The 21,574-nt window shown below is 57.3% G+C and carries 26 protein-coding genes; 12 read left to right on the forward strand and 14 right to left on the reverse strand.

Annotated elements, in window-relative coordinates; genetic code table 11:
* Nucleotides 1-13 precede the first annotated feature (13 nt).
* Nucleotides 14-337 (reverse strand): hypothetical protein, encoded by a 324-nt coding sequence (locus QUE89_RS13315; RefSeq protein WP_286220559.1) that lies wholly within the window; start codon nucleotides 335-337, stop codon nucleotides 14-16.
* A gap of 42 nt (nucleotides 338-379) precedes the next feature.
* Entirely contained in the window at nucleotides 380-754 is a 375-nt protein-coding gene (locus QUE89_RS13320; protein WP_286220560.1) for a hypothetical protein, read from the reverse strand.
* Between the two features lie 247 nt (nucleotides 755-1,001).
* Between QUE89_RS13320 and QUE89_RS13325 the strand changes: the two genes are divergently transcribed.
* From QUE89_RS13325 to QUE89_RS13340, 5 genes are all read left to right on the forward strand, one after another.
* Nucleotides 1,002-2,300: a methyl-accepting chemotaxis protein gene (locus tag QUE89_RS13325; RefSeq protein ID WP_286220561.1), complete on the forward strand. Its 1,299-nt coding sequence runs from the start codon at nucleotides 1,002-1,004 to the stop codon at nucleotides 2,298-2,300.
* A 123-nt stretch (nucleotides 2,301-2,423) separates the two neighbouring features.
* Nucleotides 2,424-3,446, forward strand: a complete 1,023-nt coding sequence (gene ltaE / locus QUE89_RS13330) for a low-specificity L-threonine aldolase (RefSeq protein WP_286220562.1) — start codon at nucleotides 2,424-2,426, stop codon at nucleotides 3,444-3,446.
* A 260-nt stretch (nucleotides 3,447-3,706) separates the two neighbouring features.
* Complete coding sequence (locus QUE89_RS13335) at nucleotides 3,707-3,910, forward strand: DUF3185 family protein (RefSeq protein WP_286220563.1); 204 nt, start codon at nucleotides 3,707-3,709, stop codon at nucleotides 3,908-3,910.
* 292 nt (nucleotides 3,911-4,202) lie between these two features.
* Nucleotides 4,203-4,280: a PEP-CTERM sorting domain-containing protein gene (locus QUE89_RS17380; protein ID WP_353506809.1), complete on the forward strand. Its 78-nt coding sequence runs from the start codon at nucleotides 4,203-4,205 to the stop codon at nucleotides 4,278-4,280.
* A 74-nt stretch (nucleotides 4,281-4,354) separates the two neighbouring features.
* Nucleotides 4,355-5,110: a sterol desaturase family protein gene (locus QUE89_RS13340; protein WP_286220564.1), complete on the forward strand. Its 756-nt coding sequence runs from the start codon at nucleotides 4,355-4,357 to the stop codon at nucleotides 5,108-5,110.
* 31 nt (nucleotides 5,111-5,141) lie between these two features.
* Here QUE89_RS13340 and QUE89_RS13345 read toward each other — a convergent pair whose 3' ends face one another.
* A complete protein-coding gene (locus QUE89_RS13345; RefSeq protein ID WP_286222892.1) occupies nucleotides 5,142-5,996 on the reverse strand; it encodes a LysR substrate-binding domain-containing protein in 855 nt (284 codons plus the stop codon).
* A gap of 193 nt (nucleotides 5,997-6,189) precedes the next feature.
* Between QUE89_RS13345 and QUE89_RS13350 the strand changes: the two genes are divergently transcribed.
* Nucleotides 6,190-6,444, forward strand: coding sequence for a hypothetical protein (locus tag QUE89_RS13350; protein ID WP_286220565.1), 255 nt, complete (start codon nucleotides 6,190-6,192; stop codon nucleotides 6,442-6,444).
* Between the two features lie 3 nt (nucleotides 6,445-6,447).
* Here the strand turns inward: QUE89_RS13350 and QUE89_RS13355 are convergent, their stop codons facing one another.
* On the reverse strand, nucleotides 6,448-7,356 hold the full coding sequence (locus QUE89_RS13355; RefSeq protein ID WP_286220566.1) for a homocysteine S-methyltransferase family protein: 909 nt from the start codon (nucleotides 7,354-7,356) through the stop codon (nucleotides 6,448-6,450).
* Nucleotides 7,357-7,502: 146 nt separating this feature from the next.
* Between QUE89_RS13355 and QUE89_RS13360 the strand changes: the two genes are divergently transcribed.
* On the forward strand, nucleotides 7,503-7,700 hold the full coding sequence (locus QUE89_RS13360; protein WP_286222893.1) for a hypothetical protein: 198 nt from the start codon (nucleotides 7,503-7,505) through the stop codon (nucleotides 7,698-7,700).
* Between the two features lie 63 nt (nucleotides 7,701-7,763).
* On the opposite strand, the gene QUE89_RS13365 is transcribed toward QUE89_RS13360, so the two are convergent.
* The 4 genes from QUE89_RS13365 to QUE89_RS13380 all read right to left on the reverse strand — a co-directional run bounded on the left by QUE89_RS13365 (nucleotide 7,764) and on the right by QUE89_RS13380 (nucleotide 9,744).
* Nucleotides 7,764-8,408, reverse strand: a complete 645-nt coding sequence (locus tag QUE89_RS13365) for a hypothetical protein (RefSeq protein ID WP_286220567.1) — start codon at nucleotides 8,406-8,408, stop codon at nucleotides 7,764-7,766.
* A gap of 173 nt (nucleotides 8,409-8,581) precedes the next feature.
* Nucleotides 8,582-8,890: a hypothetical protein gene (locus QUE89_RS13370; protein WP_286220568.1), complete on the reverse strand. Its 309-nt coding sequence runs from the start codon at nucleotides 8,888-8,890 to the stop codon at nucleotides 8,582-8,584.
* Nucleotides 8,891-8,948: 58 nt separating this feature from the next.
* On the reverse strand, nucleotides 8,949-9,380 hold the full coding sequence (locus tag QUE89_RS13375; RefSeq protein ID WP_286220569.1) for a DUF3010 family protein: 432 nt from the start codon (nucleotides 9,378-9,380) through the stop codon (nucleotides 8,949-8,951).
* 19 nt (nucleotides 9,381-9,399) lie between these two features.
* Nucleotides 9,400-9,744: a PBPRA1643 family SWIM/SEC-C metal-binding motif protein gene (locus QUE89_RS13380; protein WP_286220570.1), complete on the reverse strand. Its 345-nt coding sequence runs from the start codon at nucleotides 9,742-9,744 to the stop codon at nucleotides 9,400-9,402.
* A gap of 263 nt (nucleotides 9,745-10,007) precedes the next feature.
* Here QUE89_RS13380 and QUE89_RS13385 point away from each other — a divergent pair, with 263 nt between their 5' ends.
* Complete coding sequence (locus QUE89_RS13385; protein ID WP_286220571.1) at nucleotides 10,008-11,750, forward strand: extracellular catalytic domain type 1 short-chain-length polyhydroxyalkanoate depolymerase; 1,743 nt, start codon at nucleotides 10,008-10,010, stop codon at nucleotides 11,748-11,750.
* 63 nt (nucleotides 11,751-11,813) lie between these two features.
* On the opposite strand, the gene QUE89_RS13390 is transcribed toward QUE89_RS13385, so the two are convergent.
* The 4 genes from QUE89_RS13390 to QUE89_RS13405 are packed head-to-tail and all read right to left on the reverse strand — an operon-like array spanning nucleotide 11,814 to nucleotide 15,849.
* Entirely contained in the window at nucleotides 11,814-12,881 is a 1,068-nt protein-coding gene (locus tag QUE89_RS13390) for an AbrB family transcriptional regulator (protein WP_286220572.1), read from the reverse strand.
* Between the two features lie 19 nt (nucleotides 12,882-12,900).
* Nucleotides 12,901-14,406 carry a tripartite tricarboxylate transporter permease gene (locus QUE89_RS13395; protein ID WP_286220573.1) on the reverse strand — a complete coding sequence of 502 codons (1,506 nt, stop codon included), beginning with the start codon at nucleotides 14,404-14,406 and terminating at the stop codon, nucleotides 12,901-12,903.
* 10 nt (nucleotides 14,407-14,416) lie between these two features.
* Nucleotides 14,417-14,866, reverse strand: a complete 450-nt coding sequence (locus tag QUE89_RS13400; RefSeq protein WP_286220574.1) for a tripartite tricarboxylate transporter TctB family protein — start codon at nucleotides 14,864-14,866, stop codon at nucleotides 14,417-14,419.
* Nucleotides 14,863-15,849, reverse strand: a complete 987-nt coding sequence (locus QUE89_RS13405; RefSeq protein ID WP_286220575.1) for a Bug family tripartite tricarboxylate transporter substrate binding protein — start codon at nucleotides 15,847-15,849, stop codon at nucleotides 14,863-14,865. The genes QUE89_RS13400 and QUE89_RS13405 overlap by 4 nt, the downstream gene beginning before the upstream one ends.
* A gap of 152 nt (nucleotides 15,850-16,001) precedes the next feature.
* Here QUE89_RS13405 and QUE89_RS13410 point away from each other — a divergent pair, with 152 nt between their 5' ends.
* From QUE89_RS13410 to QUE89_RS13420, 3 genes are read left to right on the forward strand one after another with little or no spacing between them, the layout of a single operon-like run.
* Entirely contained in the window at nucleotides 16,002-16,670 is a 669-nt protein-coding gene (locus QUE89_RS13410; RefSeq protein ID WP_286220576.1) for a response regulator transcription factor, read from the forward strand.
* Nucleotides 16,667-18,067: a sensor histidine kinase gene (locus tag QUE89_RS13415; RefSeq protein WP_286220577.1), complete on the forward strand. Its 1,401-nt coding sequence runs from the start codon at nucleotides 16,667-16,669 to the stop codon at nucleotides 18,065-18,067. Before QUE89_RS13410 ends, QUE89_RS13415 begins: the two co-directional genes overlap by 4 nt.
* Nucleotide 18,068: 1 nt before the next feature.
* Nucleotides 18,069-19,127 carry an ABC transporter substrate-binding protein gene (locus QUE89_RS13420; RefSeq protein ID WP_286220578.1) on the forward strand — a complete coding sequence of 353 codons (1,059 nt, stop codon included), beginning with the start codon at nucleotides 18,069-18,071 and terminating at the stop codon, nucleotides 19,125-19,127.
* 71 nt (nucleotides 19,128-19,198) lie between these two features.
* Here the strand turns inward: QUE89_RS13420 and QUE89_RS17385 are convergent, their stop codons facing one another.
* Together QUE89_RS17385 and QUE89_RS13425 are read right to left on the reverse strand one after the other, a co-directional pair.
* Entirely contained in the window at nucleotides 19,199-19,348 is a 150-nt protein-coding gene (locus QUE89_RS17385; RefSeq protein WP_353506791.1) for a universal stress protein, read from the reverse strand.
* 78 nt (nucleotides 19,349-19,426) lie between these two features.
* A complete protein-coding gene (locus QUE89_RS13425; protein WP_286220579.1) occupies nucleotides 19,427-20,587 on the reverse strand; it encodes a sterol desaturase family protein in 1,161 nt (386 codons plus the stop codon).
* A 158-nt stretch (nucleotides 20,588-20,745) separates the two neighbouring features.
* On the opposite strand from QUE89_RS13425, the gene QUE89_RS13430 reads away from it, so the two are divergent.
* Complete coding sequence (locus QUE89_RS13430) at nucleotides 20,746-21,309, forward strand: nucleoside 2-deoxyribosyltransferase (RefSeq protein WP_286220580.1); 564 nt, start codon at nucleotides 20,746-20,748, stop codon at nucleotides 21,307-21,309.
* Nucleotides 21,310-21,574: the final 265 nt, after the last annotated feature.

Here is a 21,574-nt window from a genome sequence, read left to right on the forward strand (position 1 = left end):
GGCGCGGCCGTTGTCAGTCGAAGTAGTCCTGAATCCAGGCAACCAGGGTCTGAACCGTCACATCGGTCAGGGCCATACTCTGGAAACTGTCCCCCACCTCATCCTCAATGGTCACGAACTGGTACAACAGGGTGCCCGGCTGCTCGTCATGGAGAATCAGGGTGATCCGCCGGCGGGTGCGCAGGCAGTCGATGGTCATGACATCGGCCGGAATACCGGCGTCACGCATGCCGCGACGCACTTCCACCACCGGATTGATGTGTTCATGGGCGGCCTGGATTCGCGCATGGGCATCACTGGCCATATCGGATAATGCTTTCAGGGGATCTTCAGACATTGAGGCTGGCCTGGAATCGGCTGAATGGAGTGGGTGAGACGGTCATTGAAGTCTAGCAGACTGCGGCACGAGGCAATTCATGGCGGAGATAGCAAGATCGCGAAATACCGGCTCTGAGGTGATCATACCGGGAAACCGGTCGGCCATGGCTCGGCGACAAGTGGGCTCCCGCTTTTCGCTGCGTTTCGTGCAGTCAGTGTGGGCATCGGAACCCAGGGCGGCGTCGAAGGCGTCTTCGCACAGCTGCGGAACCTGATCGGCAGCCCAATCCACCACCGTACCGCGCTCGACCGGATTGGCTGCAAGATTGGTAAACCGACTGGGATCAACCGGCCCCGGCTTTTCCTGTGATTGGTCCCAGACCACGTAAATCAGTGCCGCTGTGACCAGCGTGACAGTAACCACAGGAAACTTCATGGGCGCGTCCGTATCGGAAAAATGAGCACTGGATGTTAAAGACTCTGCCGCACCCTGCCAACCCGGCCGCACTCGCTAACGCGAATGAATTCTGGTCCGGAGAAAAAGTGCGGGCCGTTTCGAATTATAGGGTCATCCGAGGACTTAGTAGCGTTTTGTAGTTTTTAGTGTCGTGAGCTAGCGCAGCGGCTACTTATTTTCTACTCTCGAATTCCAACGATGGACAATCACGAAAAGGACTTTCGCTATGTTTGTTGTCAAACGACGCCAGGACGAAACCCGCCTCACCGAAACCCTCTCCAACCAGGACCACTACATCCAGGCAATCAAGAACTGCAATGCAGTGATTGAGTTCACCCCAGACGGAACCATTGCCGATGTGAACCAGAACTTCCTTGATGTCGTCGGCTACACCAAAGAAGAAGTGGTCGGTCGCCACCATGCCATGTTCTGCGACAGTGATTACGTTAAAGGCAGCGAGTATCGTTCCTTCTGGGAAGCCCTGCGCCGCGGCGAACCCCAAAATGGAGAATTCGCGCGCTTTACCAAGGCTGGCGACAAGGTGTGGCTGCAGGCCAACTACTTTCCGGTAATGCAGGCCAGTACCGTGGTTCGGATTGTGAAATTTGCCTCGGATATCACCGAATCCACCAACAAACGCATAGCAGACGCGGCTGTCTTCGACGCACTGAACCGCTCCCTCGCCGTGATCGAGTTTACCCCCGAAGGCCACATCCTCAGCGCCAACGACAATTTCCTGGCCGCCACCGGCTATGCGCTCAGAGACATCAAGGACCAACACCACCGGATGTTCTGTTACGAGGACTTCTACCGGGAAAATCCCAAATTCTGGGAGGAGCTGGCCAAAGGCAACTTCCGCTCGGGGCAGTTTCAGCGGCGCCACCAGAATGGCAACGAAATCTGGCTGGAAGCCACTTACAACCCGGTTTTCGACACCGCTGGCAAGGTCATCAAGGTCATTAAATTCGCCAGTGATATCACTGCAAAAGTACGACAAACAGAGTCCTTGCGGGCCATCACCGAAGCCGTTACTCAGGCCGCTGACAACACCATCGCCAAGGCAGAATCAGGTACCGAAACCCTGCAGGCCGCTGTGGAGGCTGCCAATCAATGCTCCTCGGCAGTAACCACGTGTGCTGCGCTGGCGGAACAGTTGATGTCACAGTCTAAAAACATCACCGATATCGTCGGGACTATCAGTAGCATTGCCGAACAAACCAACCTGCTGGCTCTTAATGCTGCCATTGAGGCGGCCCGAGCAGGCGAACACGGGCGCGGATTTGCGGTGGTGGCTGATGAAGTCCGTCAGCTTGCTGCCCGGGCGCAGCAGTCGACCGTTGAGATTGGCAATCTGGTAGAAACCAATCATGACCTCACTGGCCAGATGACGAGCCAGATGGATCAGGTGCAACAACACGCCGAATCGGGCGCCGGCCAAGTGGAACAAGCATCCAGTGCGTTCCATGATGTCCGGGATGGCGCGGTGTCATTGTCCGAAATCATCCGCGACAGCCAACATCGCTGACCGCAGAGGTAAGCGCCCAACTTCGCAGCAGATTGGCCTGAAGGGCACCAAGGCGATAACATCGCTCGTAGGCTGGAGAAGCTATCTGGCCACTATCTAACGAAGAGCCTGGGAGCTGGCACCTTGATCGATTTCCGTAGTGATACCGTGACCAAACCAACCCCTGAGATGCGCGAAGCAATGGCGCGTGCCGAGGTCGGAGACGATGTCTACGGAGACGACCCCACCATCAACAGCCTCGAAGCCTACGCCGCCGACCGGCTCGGCTTTGAGGCGGCTCTCTTCACCGCCAGCGGTACCCAGGCCAACCTGCTGGCCATCATGAGCCACTGTGGTCGAGGCGATGAGTACCTGTGCGGTCAGGCTGCCCATAACTATCGCTACGAGGGCGGCGGAGCAGCCGTGCTTGGAAGCGTTCAGCCCCAGCCCATAGAGAATGAGCCGGACGGCAGTATCGATCTGGACAAGGCCCGAGCCGCGATCAAGGCTGACGATTTTCATTTCGCCATGACCCGCCTGCTATCACTGGAAAACACCATCGGCGGCAAGGTACTTTCCCTGGAATACCAGCGCCAGGCGCGCGCCTTTTGTGATGAGCATGGGCTGCAACTGCACCTGGACGGAGCCCGGGTATTCAACGCCGCGGCCGCTTGCCACTGCGACATTACGGAGATTACCCGGCACTACCACTCAGTCAGCGTTTGTTTATCGAAGGGACTGGGCGCTCCAGTAGGCTCACTGCTATTGGGTTCGGAGGACTTCATTCAGCGCGCCAGACGGTTGCGCAAGATGGTTGGTGGCGGCATGCGCCAGGCCGGCATCCTGGCCGCAGCCGGCAAGATCGCACTGGGCCAAGGGCCGCGACGGCTGCAGGAAGACCATGATAACGCCCAGGCTCTGACCGCCGGGCTCGCCGATATTCGTCAGTTGGATGTTGACCCATCTGGCACCCAAACCAACATCGTCTATGCTCGCTGTCGAGTTGGCCAAGCCACCGACTTGCGCGATCACCTGGCTGAGCAAGGCATCCTGATCAACGCCGGCAATCCACTGCGCTTTGTCACCCACCGGGATGTTAACCGCCAGGATGTGGACCGGTTGCTAACGGCCGTTCGGCAGTTTTATCAGGCCAAACAAGCGTCGTAGGCCTTTCCCGCCTGTGTTCATAACTCCCCTTCGACGCGCCAAATTACTCACAACATCTGTGGATAACTGTGTTAGCACATGAAGGATAGGTGGCCGGGAGCCCCTGAAACCGGGCACTGCCAGAATCTGATGGCAAATTGATCGAAAAAGCCGAATCGTAAGAACTTACTACAATGTTCTTGCTGCAAAATCACTGAGATGACAAGCTCCAAGGGTTTTCCAAGGGACACATTCCACAAACTCCAGATAAGGAACTCGATATGGGAAGCTCGAAACTCGTTGGTGTAGTTTTGCTCGTGGTCGGTATTGCCCTACTCTTCTTCGGCTACCAGTCCACTCAGTCGGTTGGCGGAGAAATTTCCGAAACCCTTACGGGCCAATACACAGATGAAACCATGTTGTTCCTGATTGGCGGTGCCGCTGCCGCTGCCGCTGGCGCGTTCCTGACGTTTTTCAGGAAATAAGGGCCTCGCTTGTTGTATGGGGGGAGCACACTGGCATGGGCTCCCCCACTCCTGCCCTTTCCTAGCAATCTGTTAGGAGCAAAACCGTCAACTTCTTTTACACCACCTCTCCCAACAGAATTTAATTTACTGATTTTCCGTGCTTTATAATCTGGGTGCGGATGTTGCTTAGGTATCGGGGAACCCACGAAAGGGAGTTCTTACTGTGAAAATCCTAACAACCTTAGTGCTCTTATCACTGGTCGCTACCTCAGCAATCGCCGGTGATGTTTATGTCCCACCACCGACGTCGGTGCCTGAGCCAGGTGTTCTCGGCCTGTTTGCCACCGCAGGTGTCATGCTGTTTCTTGCAAGAAAGTTTCGTAAGTAGGTCAGCGCTGCGGGGTGCGAGCTTTGGCTGTATCGCATTCCGCGGGTCGATGAGACTGTTCGGCGAGGGGCTTCATGGGAATTTATGGGCTGGTAACACTGGTCGGAGTCGTTCTGCTGCTGGCGCTTGAGCCCATCCTTGCCAGAAATTCTCTACATTATTCCCGTCTCGACCGCTGGTGCAATAACATTGGGCTTGCCTTTACCAACGAGGTGATTCGCTTCTGTTTGCCGCTGGCGTTAGCACTGGTCGCAGTCGACGGGCCTTGGCAGGCCTTTAATGCCAGCTCCCTTGGACTACTGTGGGGCACACTGCTGGCCTTTATCATCATGGACTTCAGTCTGTACTGGGTGCACCGTTTCAGTCATGAACTGCATTGGTTGTGGCGTTTGCATCGCACCCATCACAGCGACCTGGACATGGACGTCACCACGTCTTTCCGGCACCACCCTGGCGAGGTTGGCTTGAAACTCATCCTGATGACTGGGTTTATTGGCCTATTGGGTTTCACTCCCGCTCACCTGCTGACGTACGTGCTTTTACACCGGTGCTTTGCGCTCTGGTCGCATTCAAATGTCCGCATGCCTGAAAGCCTGGAAAAGCAACTCGCGAAAGTGCTGGTCACCCCAAGAGTGCACCAGATTCACCACTCGGCCTGTCAGCCGGAGACTGACAGCAATTACGGGCAGGTTCTTACCCTTTGGGATCGCCTGTTCAAAACCTACCTCTCACCGAATCAAGTGCCCTGCCCGGCACGCTTTGGCCTGGATGACTTTCGCTCGGATGAAGACCAACGCCTGAGCGCACTCTTCGCCCAGCCCATTCGTTAGCCCCTTCATTAGCCCAACAGGCTCTGCCGATTTACCTGAGACTCTGAAACGCGCCTTTTACATGGCTGGCAAGGGCATCGTTTAGAGGGTTGGACCCACGGCGAACCAGGGCCAATTGGTAGGAACCGATATCCGGTAAGTCATCGCTGACTATCTGCTTCAAAGGAGGCCGAACCAGGCTCTTGGGGAACGGCGCCACCGCCAGATCAGCCACCATGGCCGCCTCCTGCCCGGAGCAATGTTCACAGGTATAGGCAATGCGGTAGGGTTTACCGACACGGTCCAGAGCCCGGAGCGTCATCTGGCGCCAGGCACAACCCTCGTGCGCCAGGGCAATGGGAAGCGGCGTCCGAAGAAATGCAGAACTGCCTTCCCGGCCGGCCCAGACTAACGGCTCATCGTGAACCACCTCGCCACGGCTTTCCCGCCCCTCATTGGCGACCGTAACCAGCACCATGTCCAAGTCCCCGGAATCCAGGCGGGCCAAGTTCTGCTTGCTGGAGCCGACCACCACATCCACCAGAACTGCCGGATAGGAACGAGCGAACTGAGCTAGGACCTCCGGCAGAATCCGGGTTCCCACATCATCCGATGTGCCGATTCCCACTTTGCCCTCCAGCGAGGGGGCAATAAAGTGCTGTACCGCCTCCTGATTCAAGCGGAGCAATCGTCGGCTGTAATCCAACAGCACCTCGCCCTCTGCCGTCAGAGTGACCTGTCGGGGCGCCCGGATAAACAGGCTTTTGCCAAGGTTCCGTTCAAGCTGCTTGATCTGCATGCTCAGTGCAGAAGGAGTGCGGTGGACCATCTTGGCGGCTTCGGTGAAGGTGCCGCATTCCGAGATAGCTACGAAGGTTCGGAGTACGTCATTATCGAGCAAGGGCATGTTCACGTGCCTCGCCTCCCGTGGTGAAGGGTGAAATCTCACTTAAGCATAACTGAAGGCAAACTTAAATTCTTTTCGTTTGATTGAACGCATCATGACAGCCATCCTAGTGTTTCGAAGCGCTGGTAAGACTGTAAGACGCGAAAAACCAAGCGCGTACCAAGGGCTAACTGCTAACCGACAGGTGACGACCATGCTGGCATTCAAGAACCATCATCAATCTGCCCCGTATCAGCCGTTTACCGCCTGGATGGAGAGTTATTCGCGGCGCCAGAATTTCCGGCGCATGGCTCGGTCACTGCTGGCGGAGCGGGACGAGATATTGTCTGACCTGGGATATAACCGTTACGACCTGCTCGACGCTTTACACCTGCCCCTTCATAGCGATGCGATGCAGTATATCGAGGCCCGACGGTCAAGGCGGAAGCAGCAGAACCGGACGGACTGACTGTCAGTCCTGCCCAGGCAGTTGTGAAAACCGAACAAGAGTGAACTCGTCGGCCAGAGAATCCGCAATGTGACGGATGTGGGCAGGTGTGATTTCGCAGCAGCCACCGACCACACTGGCACCATCCGCCAGCCAATGACGAACCTCTTCGGTATAACTGCCCGGGGAAACGTCAGGCCTGGCCTCCAAGGCATCAACTGAGCCGCCACGCGCCATAGCCTCCACCGACTTGAAGGCGTTGGCGTAACCGCCAACGTGGGGATACAGGCCTACGAGCTCTGGCATGGCAGCGGTGACCAGTTCGGGGTCACAGCAGTTCAACATGACCGCCGTGGGGGTATAAGCTGCGACGGCAGCAATGGCCTCTGAAAGACTTTCGCCAGACTTCAGTTTGCCATTGCCCTCCAGGCGAAAGGCCACGCCATAGGGCTTGCCTGAAGCCTGAGCCGCAGCGCAGGCGGCCTTCGCTTCCAGTGTATTGGTCATCGTTTCGATGAGAAGAACGTCGGCACGAGACTGGAGTCGGGCGAGGGTATCGTATTCGGCTTTCAGATCGTCGAAAGTGCGATCTGGCTGAACCTTATAACTGCCAACCAAAGGCCCCAAACAACCGGCAATGTCCACGTCGACGCCGGCAGCCTTAATCGCCTTTTCCAGCACATTGAAGGCCTGCTGATGAATCGTTTCCAGACGATCCAGCATCCCCTGCTCTCGCAACCGGGTTGGCGTGGCCGCATAGGTATTGAGCGACAAGGTTCGGGCCCCGGCCCGGATGAAATCCTCATGCACACTGGTCACCACCTCCGGCTGTTCCAGCATGACGGCGACCGACCACAGCGGAGAGCTCAGCTCGCGGGCGCGCCGGTATATTTCCTGGCCAAGACCACCATCAAGAAGAGCAACAGATCGCATAAGACGTTTGGTTCCTTAAAATTCATTGTGAGACTATTGTCATTATGACAGCGAATGTGAAAACCCGAATCCTCCTTCGGTCGAAACGACTGAATATTTATCTTGTGCGCTACCCGGAAGGCCATAAGGTGGGCCCCCACCTGGACATGATTGCCAAGGGGCGCCTATATAAACTCAATTGCGTACTGGTTAAACCAAAGGTGGGCGGGGAGTTCATCTGTGATCGGAATTTGTTTAATCTGGCAGGGCGGATCGTTCTGTTTCGCCCAGACCTTCACCAGCATCGCGTCGAGAAAATTCAACGCGGAAACCGCTGGCTGCTGAGCTTCGCGCTAACAGTTTGAGGCGGCATAGACGAACCCGCATCCCGTGAAGAATGCTTCACAGAAAACTGAATCTTGCAGCTATTAGCTGGGCAACACTTTCTTAGAGGGACGCCTCACCCACACAAAGAGCAGCCCGGTTAACAGCGTCACTACCGATGAGGGGCCAGGTACGACCGAAGCGCGCATCGAAGTAATCACCCCAGTCAAACCATACATGGTGATACTGTCGTTAACCCAGGCCAAGTCGATGGCAGTAGAAAAGCGTCCCCCGATAAAATCTTCAATTGGAAAATGATCTGGCCCGAAAGCGAACGGCGAGCCGCTAAAATCGAGATCCATGCTTACTACGTCAGGGCCGTATCCTCCCAGGGGGACTTCGTCAGCGTATACAAATGAGTTACTTAAAAAGTTCAGATAGTGGAAGGCGCCGCCTGCATTGTGGTAAGTCAGACCGAGCGTCGAAAACGCCCAGGATAGAACCTCACCCCGGCCAGTGCCTCCGGCCCCGCTGCGCGTCGCCATCGGATCAAACACGATTTGACCACTCATGAACGCATTGCCGTTGGTTATCACCAAACCATCATCTCGAATTAAGGCGCTCCGTGGATCTAAATCACCGACGTTAGAAAGAATTCCCGTCGTGTGACCTTCAAAGATATACGTGATGGGTGCGGCCCACCCTATCGAGCAGGCCATTGACAGGAAAACCAAAATGAAAAAGCGCATGGCACCAAGTTCCTTTTGAGGCGAAGAAAAGAGTGCTCAAGCATTATTAATGCCGACGCTTTGCAGACAAGCAGTTAGCTCAGCCTACGCGCCGATAGTGTTTAAAAAGCTGACGCTATTCGAGCGACGACGGCAGGTTTTTCGGAATAGGGGGCAGGCTTCGCAATCAGGCTTCATCCAACCGGCTGACACCCTCGAATAGCCAACGCAATATTGGCGCTGGCTTCAATCTGTTCGTAGTACTTGGAGGCGGAATTAACGCCCATCTCGGCGTAACTACCCGCTTCCGGGCTGACGAGAGTACTTAGCTGCGCCAGAGCCTCTGCGGACTGGCGGTCACGATCGTAGGCATTGAAAGCCTGGTAGATTTCACTGCAGGTAACACCATCGCCATCAGTCGCCGCAGACGACATATAGGTCGAGGTTTGGCAGCCAGACAACAGCGTGATGGCGGCGATGGCAAACAGGAAAGAACGCTTCACAGGCAAGAGACTCCACGATTAGACGGGTGATTTAAACTTGCCCGCATACTAACAGATGCTACTTCGCCATGTGTGCCGCAAACGCGACGACAAACGCGGACTCCTGAAACACCTTCAAGCCGGTCTCCGAAAAGGTGATCGGCAGCGGATTTGCAGCCAGCGTGGATTTGATCTGCGCTGGCGACAACAGTGTCACTTCCACGTCGACCTCCGAAATCAGCTGAATGGTTGCTTCCAGTTTGAAACTGATGGCACCGCCCGCAAACTTCCCCTTCGGCATCCGCTCCTTGATCGCGACTTTTTGCACGTTATAGTCGGAAAGCAGCTTCGCGAACGAGGCCTGAAATTCCTGCAGGTCTGCTCTGGTGTGATTCTTCTTAAGCGTAAGCTTGCGCACCTTGCACTCAGGAAGACTGAACTGCCCCTGATCCAGGTTCAGCAAACACACCACCGCATCGCTGCCGCTCAGTTCAACACCGCAAATAATCATCAATTCACCTCAATTGCTGTCAGCCGCAGCATTTCTTGAATTTAAGCCCGCTACCGCACGTGCATGGGTCGTTACGAGACGGCAATTTCTCCGCGGTGACCGTATTGCCTTTGTTCAGAATGACAGTCAGCTCGCTGATGGATTCAGTGGCGCCTTCGCGGGTATCAAGAGCTACGTTTGCGTACAGCCCGGCCTCGGCCACCTGTGTCTCGATCTCTTGTTTGCGCGCTTCACTGGTAACCACCAGCGACAGCGGGAACTTCCGGGTTCCGCTCTTCTGGCTTGCGTTGGTCTGAAAACCGCCGTAACGGGTGTGATGCTGACGCGCATCCTGACGGCCTTTGTAGAAAAATTTGTCTGACATATCGTCATCCCGATTGGTTGAGAAAGACACAAGGCTCACGAAGATCTGCGCAGGCCGCTGTCGAGGCCGCGAGTTTTAGCACGCTTCCCGGAGTTTCTGTTAATGCTTTTTAGTCAGGAAATCCAGACACCCCGTCCGACATCCCGGCCACTTCGCCCAACCGGCCACAAACCAAAACCAATAAATTCAGATAGTTACATAGCTGGCACGAAACTTCCTTGGCATTACCCGCCGAAAAATAAATCCAATAAAAGGAGCATTCGATGATCACACGTTCATCCCTATCACTGCGCGTTGGCACCGCGCTGTCGACACTCATGCTGTCAGCCCTGCTGATGGCTCCAGCTGCGCCCTCCTCTGCGGGCCAAACCTACTCCTATTCCCTGCCACAACAACCCTACAGCCAGTCCCGCGCCCGGGACTACAAAGTGTATGTGCCGGATAATGTCGCCTCACCCGCCCCAATGGTGATGGCGCTGCATGGCTGCAAACAGACCAACAATGATGTGCTTAACGACTGGGGCCTGACCGCCGCTGCCGACAACTACGGATTCATTCTGGTGGCTCCGTTTATCACCACTTACGACGGTCTACGAAACGAGAACTGTTGGGGATTCTGGTTCGACCACCATCGTCACGAAGGCGCCGGCGAGACGGAGGACCTGCACCAGATCGGCCTTGCCGTTGAGGCCAACTACAACATCGATCCCAACCGCCGATTCATCACCGGCTTATCCTCCGGCGGCGCCATGACCATTGTTGCCGCGGTAACTCATAACGAATACTGGGCTGCTGCTGCACCCGCGGCCGGTTTGCCTTACGGCGAAGATGCCGGATCGGTGTCGCTGTCCGGCCAGTGTCCGGGGAGCGCCAATTTTCACAGTGTTTCCCGAGTGGTCTCGGATATGCAGAACGAACTGGATGACAGTTACCCCATTCCGCTGATGGTGCTGCAAAACGAGAATGACTGCACCGTGCTGAAAACGGCAGCGGATAACACTCGCGATGCACATCTCAAGGTTTTCGGCACGCCCGCCTATGACACCACCAGCGAGGCCCAGGCGTCATCCACCGCGTGTGCGCCCTACTACCAGAACAACTACAGCTGCCAACACATCCGATATACCGAAGACGGTACTGTCGGCACCCGCTCGGTGGTGGAGACCATTTACCTCGATGGCCCTTTATCCACCCCCAATACCCAGGACACGAATCACGGGCACTACTGGGTTGGCGGCGCCAATGGCAACAACGGCAAATGGTCTGTGAAAGTCGGCCCCAGCTACCCGGACCTCATCTGGGACTTCTTTGACCGCCATAGCCGTGATGGCTCCCAGCCCGAGGGTTTTCCGGTCATCACGTTGATTGGCGACAACCCGATGAACGTGGCCGTTAACACCACCTTCACCGACCCGGGCGCCACCGCTGACGACGCGGAGGACGGTTCGGTCACTGTCACGGCCGATTGCAGTGCGGTGGATACCTCTACCATCGGGTCCTACACCTGCACCTACTCAGCCACCGACAGTGACAGCAATACCACTTTGAAAGACCGCGAGGTGGTGGTCTATGACCCTAATGCCCCGACCGAAACCTGTGAGCAAGCCACGGCCTCGCCCAACGCGCACATCTCCGCAGGCCGCGCTTATGCCGGCGGTGCCTACAACTACCGCACGTTCGCCAATGGCGACGACGTCGACATCGGCGCGTCCTATGACACCTGGAACAGCGTCACTCTGTACGAAGGGGATCCGGGGCTCTGGTACGCCAGCGAACCGACCGCGTGCAGTGGTGGTGGCGATGGTGGAAACGGAGGTGGCGGTGAGCCCCCTGCCTGTCAGGACTGGAACGACACCAACCTCAACCACGACAACGCAGGCCGCGCTTACTACGCCGGTGGCTACTATTCGACGGGAGGGGATGACTTCCTCGGCTCCGTATCCGGGATCTATACCTGGGTAAAGGAAACCGGCGAAGGGTTCTATGAGGCAGGTCAGTGTAACTGAGCTGAGAGAATTCCAAGGAGATAACGAGCCCGCCGCGAATGATCGGCGGGCTCCCAAAATCATTCAGTCCCCAACACGCCTCAAAAACGCCACGAGCGCCGGCATCAACAGAATTAAAATGGTGATGCGCGCCAAGTGATGCGAAGTGACAAAAGCCGGCTCAATTCCCAGGGAAAGTGCGACCAGACTCAGCTCGGGAGCGCCACCCGGCATATACGCCAGCAGTGCCGCTGCCAGTGAGAACCCGGTCGTCACGTGTGCAATCCAGGCGGCGACGATGGCAATAACCAGCAGCACCACAGCCTGAACCAGGGCAATCACGACGCTAGAGCCTACCGACGCCAACGACACCCCAACAAACCGGGCGCCAACTGACACCCCAATTACAATCTGGGCCAGAGCAATGATCACCGGCGGAATTGTCGCTTCACTAAGACCACTCACATGCAGCGCGCCAGATAACAGCACGGGCCCGAACAGCAACGGATTTGGCAGCCGCAGGCACTGGCCGAGCCAGGCGCCCGCAACACCCGCGATCACCAGCATCAGCGCTTCGTCAAAGCCTGGAAACGCCAGCCACTGCGTAAGTGTCATGCTGGGCTGCTGAAGGCTAACGTGCTCAGACCACTGCATTAAGGGCGGAATCACCAGCAACACCACCAGAATGCGAACCCCGTGGGTCAGTCCGACGATCCGCAAATCGGCACTGCTGTCGGCGGCCATCAGGGTGACGGAGGAGATACCACCGGGAACGCCGGAATAGATAGCGGTTTCAATGGAGTTTCCGGCAACTCGGCGGCTAAGCCAAACCGAGACCACGATCATGACTGCCGTAGCCATGAACATGATGGACAGGCTGATACTCCAGAGCGCAAGGTTCGCGGCCAGATCTGGCGTGAAGGCACCGCCCAGCATGACACCAATTACCACCAATACTGCTTTGCGTGAGTTGGTGGGCGCCTGCAGCCGAACGCCAGCGAGGCTGAGCACCGTGGTCGCAATCAAGGCACCCAGCAACCAGGGCAAGGGCATGTGAACGGCGTAGGCCAGACCTCCGCCTACGCCGCCAATCGCGAGCGCGGGCAGCAGTCTGCCACCCGCGATGCAACGCTCTTTGATCAGGGCGATCAACGCTGAATCCCCAGGCCCATCATGCCGTTACCGGCGACTTGCGGGAAAATGCCCGAGACAGCATCCATGGCAACACCAACAGCATCACGGCGGCAATCCACAAGCCAACAGAGATCGCTGAATTCCACAGAATGCCAACTTCCCCGCCGCTGATGGAAAGCGCCCGGCGCAGATTATCTTCCATCAGTCCGCCCAGCACGTACCCCAGAATCACGGGCGCCAGTGAGAAGCCGAGTTTGCGCAAGGCATAACCGAAAACACCAATGATCAGCATCAGGTAAATGGCCATCAGATCGGAATGCAGCTGATACACACCAACAAACGCCAGAATCGCAATTCCCGGCACCAGTACCCAGCGTGGCATGGTGAGGGTCTTGGCAAACAGGCCCGCAAGCGGAAGGTTGAGCGCCAACAGCACCAGGTTGCCGATATAGAGTGAGGCAATCAGGCCACCGGCCACTTCAGGGCGCTCGGTAAACAGCATGGGGCCGGGCGTGATGTTGTAGAGCATGAGCGCGCCAAGCAGAACCGCAGTGGTTCCTGAGCCCGGAATGCCGAGCGTCAGCATCGGTACAAAAGAGCCAGCAGCGGAGGCATTATTACCTGCCTCGGGGGCGGCCAGGCCGCGCATATCGCCGGTACCGAAGGTGTTGTGCTTATCGGACAGACGCTTCTCAGTGGTGTACGTGACGGCACCTGCTACAGAGGCCCCTGTGCCTGGCAACACACCCACGATGAAACCGATCACACCGCTGCGCAGCATCGCCCACTTGCAGTAAAGCAATTCTTTGGCGCTGACCATCACACGGCCCAGTGGCGGTATTTCCTGGTTCGCGTTCTTGCCGTGGGCATGCTCCAGCATCAGCAGGATCTCGCTGATAGCGAACAGGCCGATGATCATCACCACAAAGTCGATGCCGTCGTACAGCTCAGCCATGCCGAAGGTGAACCGCATCACCCCAGTACCGGAGTCGACGCCGACCATGGCAATCAGCACACCGAGCACGGCTCCAATGCCGGTTTTGATCGGGTCGTTACCCATCATCACCGACATGGATGCAAAGGCAAAAACCATGAGTGCGAAGAACTCGGCCGGGCCAAACATTACGGCCACTTCCGCCAGCAGCGGTGCGAACAACGTCAGGCCAATGATGGCAATGGTTGCGCCCACGAACGAACTGACCGCAGAGAGTCCCAACGCCGGCCCAGCCAGTCCCTTCTTGGCCAACGGATGGCCATCAAGGGTAGTCATCACCGCGCCGGCGTCGCCCGGCACATTTAGCAGAATGCTGGACATACGTCCGCCATATTCTGCCCCCGTGTAAACACCCGCCAGCAGGATCAGCGCGGACTCCGCAGGCAACCCGAGGGTGTAGGCCAGCGGCATCAGAATGGCAATGCCATTGATAGGGCCGATGCCTGGCAGCGCGCCAAACAACGTACCAAGTAGTGCCCCAAGAAAAGCCAGCCCCAGATTCATGGGGCTGAGGGCAACGTCAAAACCTTGAATCAGAAAATCGAACATACCAGGCACCTCAGTTGAAGTCGGGCAGCCAGTGGCCGCCTGGCAAAGCAATACCCAACCCGAGGGTAAACAGGTAATAGCTCCCCAGGGTCATCAGCACTCCAGCGATCACGGCTTTTTTCCAGGAGGCCTCAAAAAGGCGGGCCAGGGACAGCACGGTCAGGAAGGTCATGACGACATAGCCCAGACGGGTAAACAGCAAGGCATAAACCAGGAGCACTCCCAGAACGGCTAACAGCTTCAGGGTTACTCGCTTGTCGGGCCAGTCACCGTTCTCGCCGGGCCGGAACACCAGCACCAGTGACAAGGTGGCCAGAATGGCCGATAGCAGGATAGGGAATGCTTTCGGCCCAACGGGCTCGTAGCTGAAGTTCACCTGAAACTGTGAGGCATTAAAGGCGGCGAATGCCGCCAAACCGATCAAGGCAAGCCCCAGAATACGGTCGGCGGCAATTCTCATTGTGTCAGCCCAACTTCTTTAGCCAATTCCTTGAACTGGACAACCATCTCTTTCACGTATGTGTCGAAGTTGTCGCCATAGCGCTCCATGGGAAACAGGCCACGCGCGTCACGCATCTCGGCAAACTTCTCGGTACCCGCCAATTCTTCCAGTCGCGCCACCCAGGCGTTGTATGCCTCATCACTCACGTTCGGCCCCATGTAGTAACCACGCCAGATCGGCCATTGCACGTCGTAACCCTGCTCTTCCGCGGTAGGAATATCGGCGTAAGGGCCACCCACACGTTCTTCGGCCAACGCAGCCAGCACGCGCACTTTGCCGGAATCCAGGTGTGGGCGAAGTTCAGAGAGGTCGCCGGTGAACACATGGATGTGCTCGCCCAGAAGTGCCGCCAGAGATTCACCGCCACCTTCAAAGGCCACATAGCGCAAATCCCGGGGTGAAACATCGGCTGCCTTGGCGGTAAGCGCTGCCTTCATCCAGTCCTGACTGCCAACAGTACCACCGGCACCAAAGACGATCTTGCCAGGCTGTGTCTTCAGATCCTGGGCCAGCTCTTTCAGGTTCTGCCAGGGGGCATCAGCTTTCACCACGATGGCGCCATAATCCACACCCAGGGCACCCAACCAGCGCACTTCGTCGGCGTCATACTGGCCAAATTTGCCCAGTGCCAGATTAACGGCAGCGCCGGTACTGGCGGCAACGATGAGGTTGGGGTCGTCCTTACGAACACCGTTGACGTGGTTGTAGGCGACGGCTCCGATACCGCCAGGCATGTAGCTGACCATCATGGGCTGGTCGATCAACCCTGTTTCCTGCAGGGCATTGGCGGCAAGACGGCACGTGAGGTCATAACCACCGCCTGGTTTGGCAGGTGCGATACATTCGGTGGGTTTGGCGAAGGCCTGAACGGATCCGGTCATCAAGGCAGCGCCCATAACAGCGGCTGCAGACCGGCGAAGGAATGCGGTGTTGAATTTCATGTCGAACTCCTGTTGTATTTGTTTTGAGCGGAGCGCAGCGACGCGCCTCCGCCACCCATCGTATCGATGGCCAGAGTTATCCTATGGACACAACCTGTCATTAACCTGTCAGCCATCGATAATCGCTGTCCGCCACTTTCAAGAAACCCGCCATGCGTCTGCTGATCGTTGAAGATGACCCGTTAATTGCCGACTCTCTGCATCAGGGCCTGGCACCCCTGGGCAACACGGTGGAGGTATTCACCAGCCTTAAGGAGGCGCGCGCTGCACTGGCGCACAACCAGTTCGACCTGGTGGTACTGGACCTGGGTCTGCCGGATGGCAGTGGGCTTTCGTTACTGGAGGAAATTCGCGAGCGACGCGATACCACACCGATCATGATCCTGACGGCCCGCGACGGCGTAGCAGAGCGGGTTAAAGGCTTGGACCTGGGTGCCGACGATTACCTGACCAAACCATTTTCCCTACCGGAACTCCAGGCCCGGGTGCGGGCCTTGCTTCGCCGGAGCCAGCAGCGCATCGACAATCATCTCCGCTTTGGCCCCCTGTGCTTTGATCCCGCCTCCGGCCACGCCACTTTGTTCGGTGAGCATCTGGACCTACCGCCCCGGGAGCTGGGATTGATAGAGGGTTTGCTCCTGTACGCAGGGCGTATTGCCCCGCGTGAGCACCTGATTAACCGGCTGTTCGGCTTTGGTGAGGCCGGCCCCAATGCCTTAGAGGTCTACGTCAGCCGACTGCGCAAACGCTTGCAAGGCAGCGGCGTGCGCATCCGCACTCTGCGCGGCCTGGGATATCGCCTCGAGGATGATCCGGAGTGATCGTTGTTAAGGGCACCCTGAAACAGCGGCTAGGTGCCTGGCTGCTCGCAGCGTTTGGCGTTCTTGGCACATTTCTGCTGATTGAGGCATACACCAGCGCGGAGCGGGCAGCAGATCGTGCTTATGACAGTTTGCTAAAGGCGGCCAGCCTGACAATCGGCGAAGCGGTCCAGTGGCAGGGCGGCCAGCCAGTGGTGGAGATACCCGCCGCCGCCTTTCAGATGCTCGCAACCGGGCAGCAGGAGCGGGTGTTTTATGCGGTTGTGGACAACGACGGCCAGTCGGTGACGGGCAATCTGGATGCGGCGACTTTGGAGACACTGCATCACCATGCGTCACGTCAGTCTGAGCCGGTTTGGAGCTTCCTTCAGTATGCCGGCGCACCCATCAGGGTTCACGGCCGCCAATTGAAATCCGCTGGCTGGGAATCCGTAGAGCCCTTGCAGATCTGGGTCGGCCACACCCTTTCCGGCCGGGAATCCCTGACTCAAGACCTGTTCACCAAGGCTCTGATCCGGTTTGTTGTCATGGTTATGCTGACCGGGCTGCTAATGTTGGTGGCCATTCGAACGGCATTGGGCCCGGTCCGGCGCCTGCGACAGCTCATCCGCCAGCGCAAAGCTGATGACGTCAGCCCCCTGAACGCGGAAGTGCCGGGCGAGCTGTACGACATGGCGGAAACTCTGAACGCTCTTTTCGAACGACAGAGGGAAGGCCGCAATGCGCTACTGCGCTTCAGCGCCGATGCCAGCCACCAGCTGAAAACACCTCTTGCAGGGCTGCAAAGCACGAGCGAACTGGCACTGCAAAGCAACCAGCCGGAGGACTGGCGTAAGGCGCTTCAAACCGTTCATGACAGCAGCGCACGCACCAGCCGCCTTGCCGGGCAACTGCTCAGCCTGTCACGCCTGCGCCACGCCGAGGCCAGACCAAAGACGCAGATCGATCTGTCGGACCTGTTGCGCGAAACGATCACCGAGTGGGCCGATCGCAACGTCGCAAAACATCACGATTTAGGCATGGCTGCCCTGCCCGACGCCCCAGTTTATATTCAGGGCGAACCCTGGTCTCTGCACGAATTGATCGGCAACCTTATTGACAACGCTCTGCGCTATACCCCGGCTGGCAGCGAGATCACCCTGAGCCTGACCAAGCAGGAAAGCACGGTGGAACTGCGGATTCAGGACAACGGCCCTGGCGTAGACTCAGAGTTGCTGGACCGTCTGCACCAGCCTTTCGAGCGCGGCGGGCGCCAGGACACCGAGGGGTCCGGGCTCGGCCTTGCTATCGTCAACTCCATCGTGCAACGGCATCAGGCAACATTCGAAATTCACAGCGAGCCGGGCCACGGTCTGTGCATATGCATTATATTCCCAGTTCTGGCCGAGGAAACCTGACATGAAACGCTGGTTGTGGGCGCACTTTTCGGCACCTTTGATAACACTGCTATTGGCGGCGGGCCTACTGCCATCCGCGGCAATGGCACAGAATAAAACCACGCTCGAAGTTGATGCCGCCCTGGATCTGCCCGTGGTGGCGCCATTGCTTGCAGCATTTGAACAGGCCCATCCGGAAATTGAGGTGTCCTTCCAGGACCAGTCCACCCTTGAGGTGGATGAACGGGCCCGAAACGCCTCACCAGCCCCCGATGTGGTCATCAGCTCGGCCATGCCCTGGCAGATGGCCCGGGTAAATGACGGCCTCGCCCAACCACTGGACAGCAGCGCCGCCCGAGAGTGGCCAAGCTGGGCCAAATGGCGCAACGAAGTGTTTGGGTTTACCTTCGAACCCATCGTGACCGTGTACCGGCTCGATCTGGCCCGCCACATGCTGCCACCCCAGACCCATGCCGACCTCCACACCATCCTGAACACCCATAAGGATATGCTCCGTGGCCGGGTCACAACCTATTCCCCCTCCGGAAGCGGCATCGGCTATACCCTGTTCCAGCAAGATGCCCGCTATTCCCCTCGATTCTGGGATCTGGTTGCCGCCCTGGGCGCGGCCGACGTGCACCTTGAAAATTCCACTCAGAAGATGCTCGAGGGGCTCACCGATGGGCGCTATTGGGTCGGCTACAACCTGCTGGGCTCTTACGCTATCCAGTGGGCCCGCAGCCATCCCGAGCTTATTGTGCAGATCCCTCAAGACTATTCATTGGTGATGATGCGCATGGCGTTCATCCATCGCGATGCGCCCAACCCCGAGGCCGCCCGTACATTCATGAATTTCTTGCTGAGCGCCGACGGCCAACAGATTCTCGCCGGCGAAACGCCGTTGTTCAGTGTGCTGCCGGATGTGGTCGGTCCCTACACCTCGCAGCGGCTGCGGGATCAGGTTGGCGAGCGCCTATACCCAATTCCCATTGATGCCTCACTCCTGGCATTCGTGGATCCCATGCGTCGCGATGTGTTCATGAACCGGTGGCGGCGGGAAATACAGATTCTAAGTCCGTAAAGGTCTCACGCTGGACAGGGTGAAAGAGGCGGGCTGACCTCAGTATCCCGAACGGAAATCGCAAGCGGGCCTTATTGTCCGACCACAGTCACCGGCCCTGTGGCATGCCGGACCACTTTTTCACTGACACTGCCAAGCAGCAGAGTGCCCACCGAAGATTTCTCGTAGGGGTACACCGTTAGCAACTGCAGGGGGAGTCTTTGTCCACGGTGACACCTCATAAGCGTTACAATGCGTCACCTCATTATCCCCTCCGCCAGATCTGGAGGGTTGACCCGGATCGACGGAGGCATTGGCTTTCAGCCCAGAGCCGTTGCGCCCCAAAGGCTTGCGGCGAACCAGACCAGAAGTGGCACTCTCACCCACTCGAGCCACTGAAAGCGGGTCCGGTTTTCCAACAGATCCCCGGCAATGACCAGCCCGCCGATCACCAGCACCGTTCCCGTAGCTACCTGCCACCCGGGCAGTTGTGGCGAGAAGAAGATAAACGCGGTGCAGACGATAAATGTCAGCATCATGGAGCAGCCCACATAGAGCTTTTTGCCAGGAGTGGTCTGTGGGTCGTACTTGGGCCGGTCGCTGCAACCGGTTTTCTGCATGCCCGGATCAGCGGCGTCCATAGCCAGGCAATCCGCCGGGCGCCAGCCAGTGGGCCGAAACCACAGCGATACCTTGTCCTGCCAGCGCGCGGTGTTGATGGTGTCGCGGGCCAGCATCGACCAGTGCTGCAGGTTGGCGCGAACCGGGTTCAGGGTATCCAGCGGACGGGTTGTCCCGTAATGGCACGGCTCGTCCGCCAGCTCCGGCTGCCAGGTGCCAAACAGACGGTCCCAGATCACCAGGGTGCCGCCGTAATTGCGATCAATGTAGATCGGGTTCTTGGCATGATGTACACGGTGGCTAGACGGCGTAGACATCACCCCTTCAATTATCGGAATGCGGTTAATGGACTGGGTATGCAACCAGAACTGGTACATCTTGAGCACCACGAACTGAACCACGAAGACCACCGGCGGACAGCCCAGCACCGCCAGAGGCAAGTAGAACACCCAGGAAAAAGCGTACTGGAATGCACTCTGGCGCAACGCCGTGGTGAAGTTGTATTCCTCACCCTGGTGATGACCCACGTGCGCGCCCCACAGGAGGTTGATCTGGTGGGCGATGCGATGAAACCAGTAGTAACAGAAGTCGACGCCCAGAAAGAACACCAGCCAGGTGATCGGATTCTCCACCTGAAAATCGATCAACCGATGGTTCTGCCACAGCCAGATAAATACCGCGAAGGTATAGGCTTTCAGCAAGGCATCGGAAATGAGCAACAAAAGGCCCATGGACAGGCTGTTCACACTGTCGTTAAAGCGGTGCAAACTGCGACCCTGCAGCCGCAACACGCCGTACTCCACCAGCATCAGTATGAGGAATAGCGGAATGGCCAGGCCATTGATGTTGTAGTCGCTCATACTGTCGCCTCGACCACTGGGCACGAATTAAAATGAGACATTTGATGTTGTCCTTGTTATTTCATTAAGAGCCTAACAAAGAGCAACGCATGAGGCCTCGAATATGTTCCGTCCTGCACTGATCGAGGCCTGAAAAGATAGACTGCCAAGGAGCACCGATGACTTCCCCACACCGCATCTACCTCGCCGGCCCGGAGGTCTTTTTTCCGAAACAGGAACACCGGGCCATCGTGGCCGAGAAAAAGCGACTGCTCCGGGAGCATGGATTTGAGGGTGTCGACCCACTGGATACTGATCTGGCGTTCCCCGAGCACGAATCGAAGCAGGATCAAGGCCTGCGAATCTACCGGGCAAACCGGGAGCTAATGGACAGCTGCGATGCCATTATCGCCAACCTGACTCCGTTCAGGGGCATTAGCGCGGACCCGGGTACGGTGTTCGAAGTGGGCTATATGATCGGCCAGGGCAAGCCCGCGTTCGGGTTTACCATGAACAGCCAGAGCTATCACGAGCGCGCCGGTTCCGGCAGCCGGGACGAGCTTGGCCACGCCATTGAGGACTTCGAGCTCAGCGACAACCTGATGATTGACTGTGGCATTACCGAATCCGGCGGCGGCTTATTTATTGCGAAGGGCCCAGAGGATCACAGCCATTTTTCCAGTGAAGTCTTCAGTGACTGCGTGAGCGCTTTGGCGTGTTGTCCGACCACCGCAACCGCCTAGCGTTGCCTGACTCTGGGGTACGCCGCAAGGTAAGGCGTCTACACACGGCCCACCCTCGATTCATCGCAGTGTCCATATTTCTTACAAGTCGCATTCCACTTCAGAAATAACCATACAGTCTGCTCCCACTGCAGGCCCCGAGCGAACAACGGGAGCAATTGATATTCCACGCCAGTTGTTAGCTGCAAATGTTTTTTGAACGGGGTCACGCAGATTGACGTCAGGTTCTTTTACTTTTCTATTGCAAAAAACTTACAACCTTAAT

The sequence above is a fragment of the Marinobacter sp. LA51 genome (assembly GCF_030297175.1).
GTDB lineage: Bacteria > Pseudomonadota > Gammaproteobacteria > Pseudomonadales > Oleiphilaceae > Marinobacter > Marinobacter apostichopi.

Coding starts and splice junctions, on each gene's coding strand:
- QUE89_RS13315 (WP_286220559.1), bottom strand. CDS start 337: ATGTCTGAAGATCCCCTGAAAGCATTATCCGATATGGCCAGTGATGCC.
- QUE89_RS13320 (WP_286220560.1), bottom strand. CDS start 754: ATGAAGTTTCCTGTGGTTACTGTCACGCTGGTCACAGCGGCACTGATT.
- QUE89_RS13325 (WP_286220561.1), top strand. CDS start 1,002: ATGTTTGTTGTCAAACGACGCCAGGACGAAACCCGCCTCACCGAAACC.
- QUE89_RS13335 (WP_286220563.1), top strand. CDS start 3,707: ATGGGAAGCTCGAAACTCGTTGGTGTAGTTTTGCTCGTGGTCGGTATT.
- QUE89_RS13340 (WP_286220564.1), top strand. CDS start 4,355: ATGGGAATTTATGGGCTGGTAACACTGGTCGGAGTCGTTCTGCTGCTG.
- QUE89_RS13345 (WP_286222892.1), bottom strand. CDS start 5,996: ATGCCCTTGCTCGATAATGACGTACTCCGAACCTTCGTAGCTATCTCG.
- QUE89_RS13350 (WP_286220565.1), top strand. CDS start 6,190: ATGCTGGCATTCAAGAACCATCATCAATCTGCCCCGTATCAGCCGTTT.
- QUE89_RS13355 (WP_286220566.1), bottom strand. CDS start 7,356: ATGCGATCTGTTGCTCTTCTTGATGGTGGTCTTGGCCAGGAAATATAC.
- QUE89_RS13360 (WP_286222893.1), top strand. CDS start 7,503: ATGATTGCCAAGGGGCGCCTATATAAACTCAATTGCGTACTGGTTAAA.
- QUE89_RS13365 (WP_286220567.1), bottom strand. CDS start 8,408: ATGCGCTTTTTCATTTTGGTTTTCCTGTCAATGGCCTGCTCGATAGGG.
- QUE89_RS13375 (WP_286220569.1), bottom strand. CDS start 9,380: ATGATTATTTGCGGTGTTGAACTGAGCGGCAGCGATGCGGTGGTGTGT.
- QUE89_RS13380 (WP_286220570.1), bottom strand. CDS start 9,744: ATGTCAGACAAATTTTTCTACAAAGGCCGTCAGGATGCGCGTCAGCAT.
- QUE89_RS13385 (WP_286220571.1), top strand. CDS start 10,008: ATGATCACACGTTCATCCCTATCACTGCGCGTTGGCACCGCGCTGTCG.
- QUE89_RS13395 (WP_286220573.1), bottom strand. CDS start 14,406: ATGTTCGATTTTCTGATTCAAGGTTTTGACGTTGCCCTCAGCCCCATG.
- QUE89_RS13400 (WP_286220574.1), bottom strand. CDS start 14,866: ATGAGAATTGCCGCCGACCGTATTCTGGGGCTTGCCTTGATCGGTTTG.
- QUE89_RS13405 (WP_286220575.1), bottom strand. CDS start 15,849: ATGAAATTCAACACCGCATTCCTTCGCCGGTCTGCAGCCGCTGTTATG.
- QUE89_RS13410 (WP_286220576.1), top strand. CDS start 16,002: ATGCGTCTGCTGATCGTTGAAGATGACCCGTTAATTGCCGACTCTCTG.
- QUE89_RS13420 (WP_286220578.1), top strand. CDS start 18,069: ATGAAACGCTGGTTGTGGGCGCACTTTTCGGCACCTTTGATAACACTG.
- QUE89_RS17385 (WP_353506791.1), bottom strand. CDS start 19,348: ATGAGGTGTCACCGTGGACAAAGACTCCCCCTGCAGTTGCTAACGGTG.
- QUE89_RS13425 (WP_286220579.1), bottom strand. CDS start 20,587: ATGAGCGACTACAACATCAATGGCCTGGCCATTCCGCTATTCCTCATA.
- QUE89_RS13430 (WP_286220580.1), top strand. CDS start 20,746: ATGACTTCCCCACACCGCATCTACCTCGCCGGCCCGGAGGTCTTTTTT.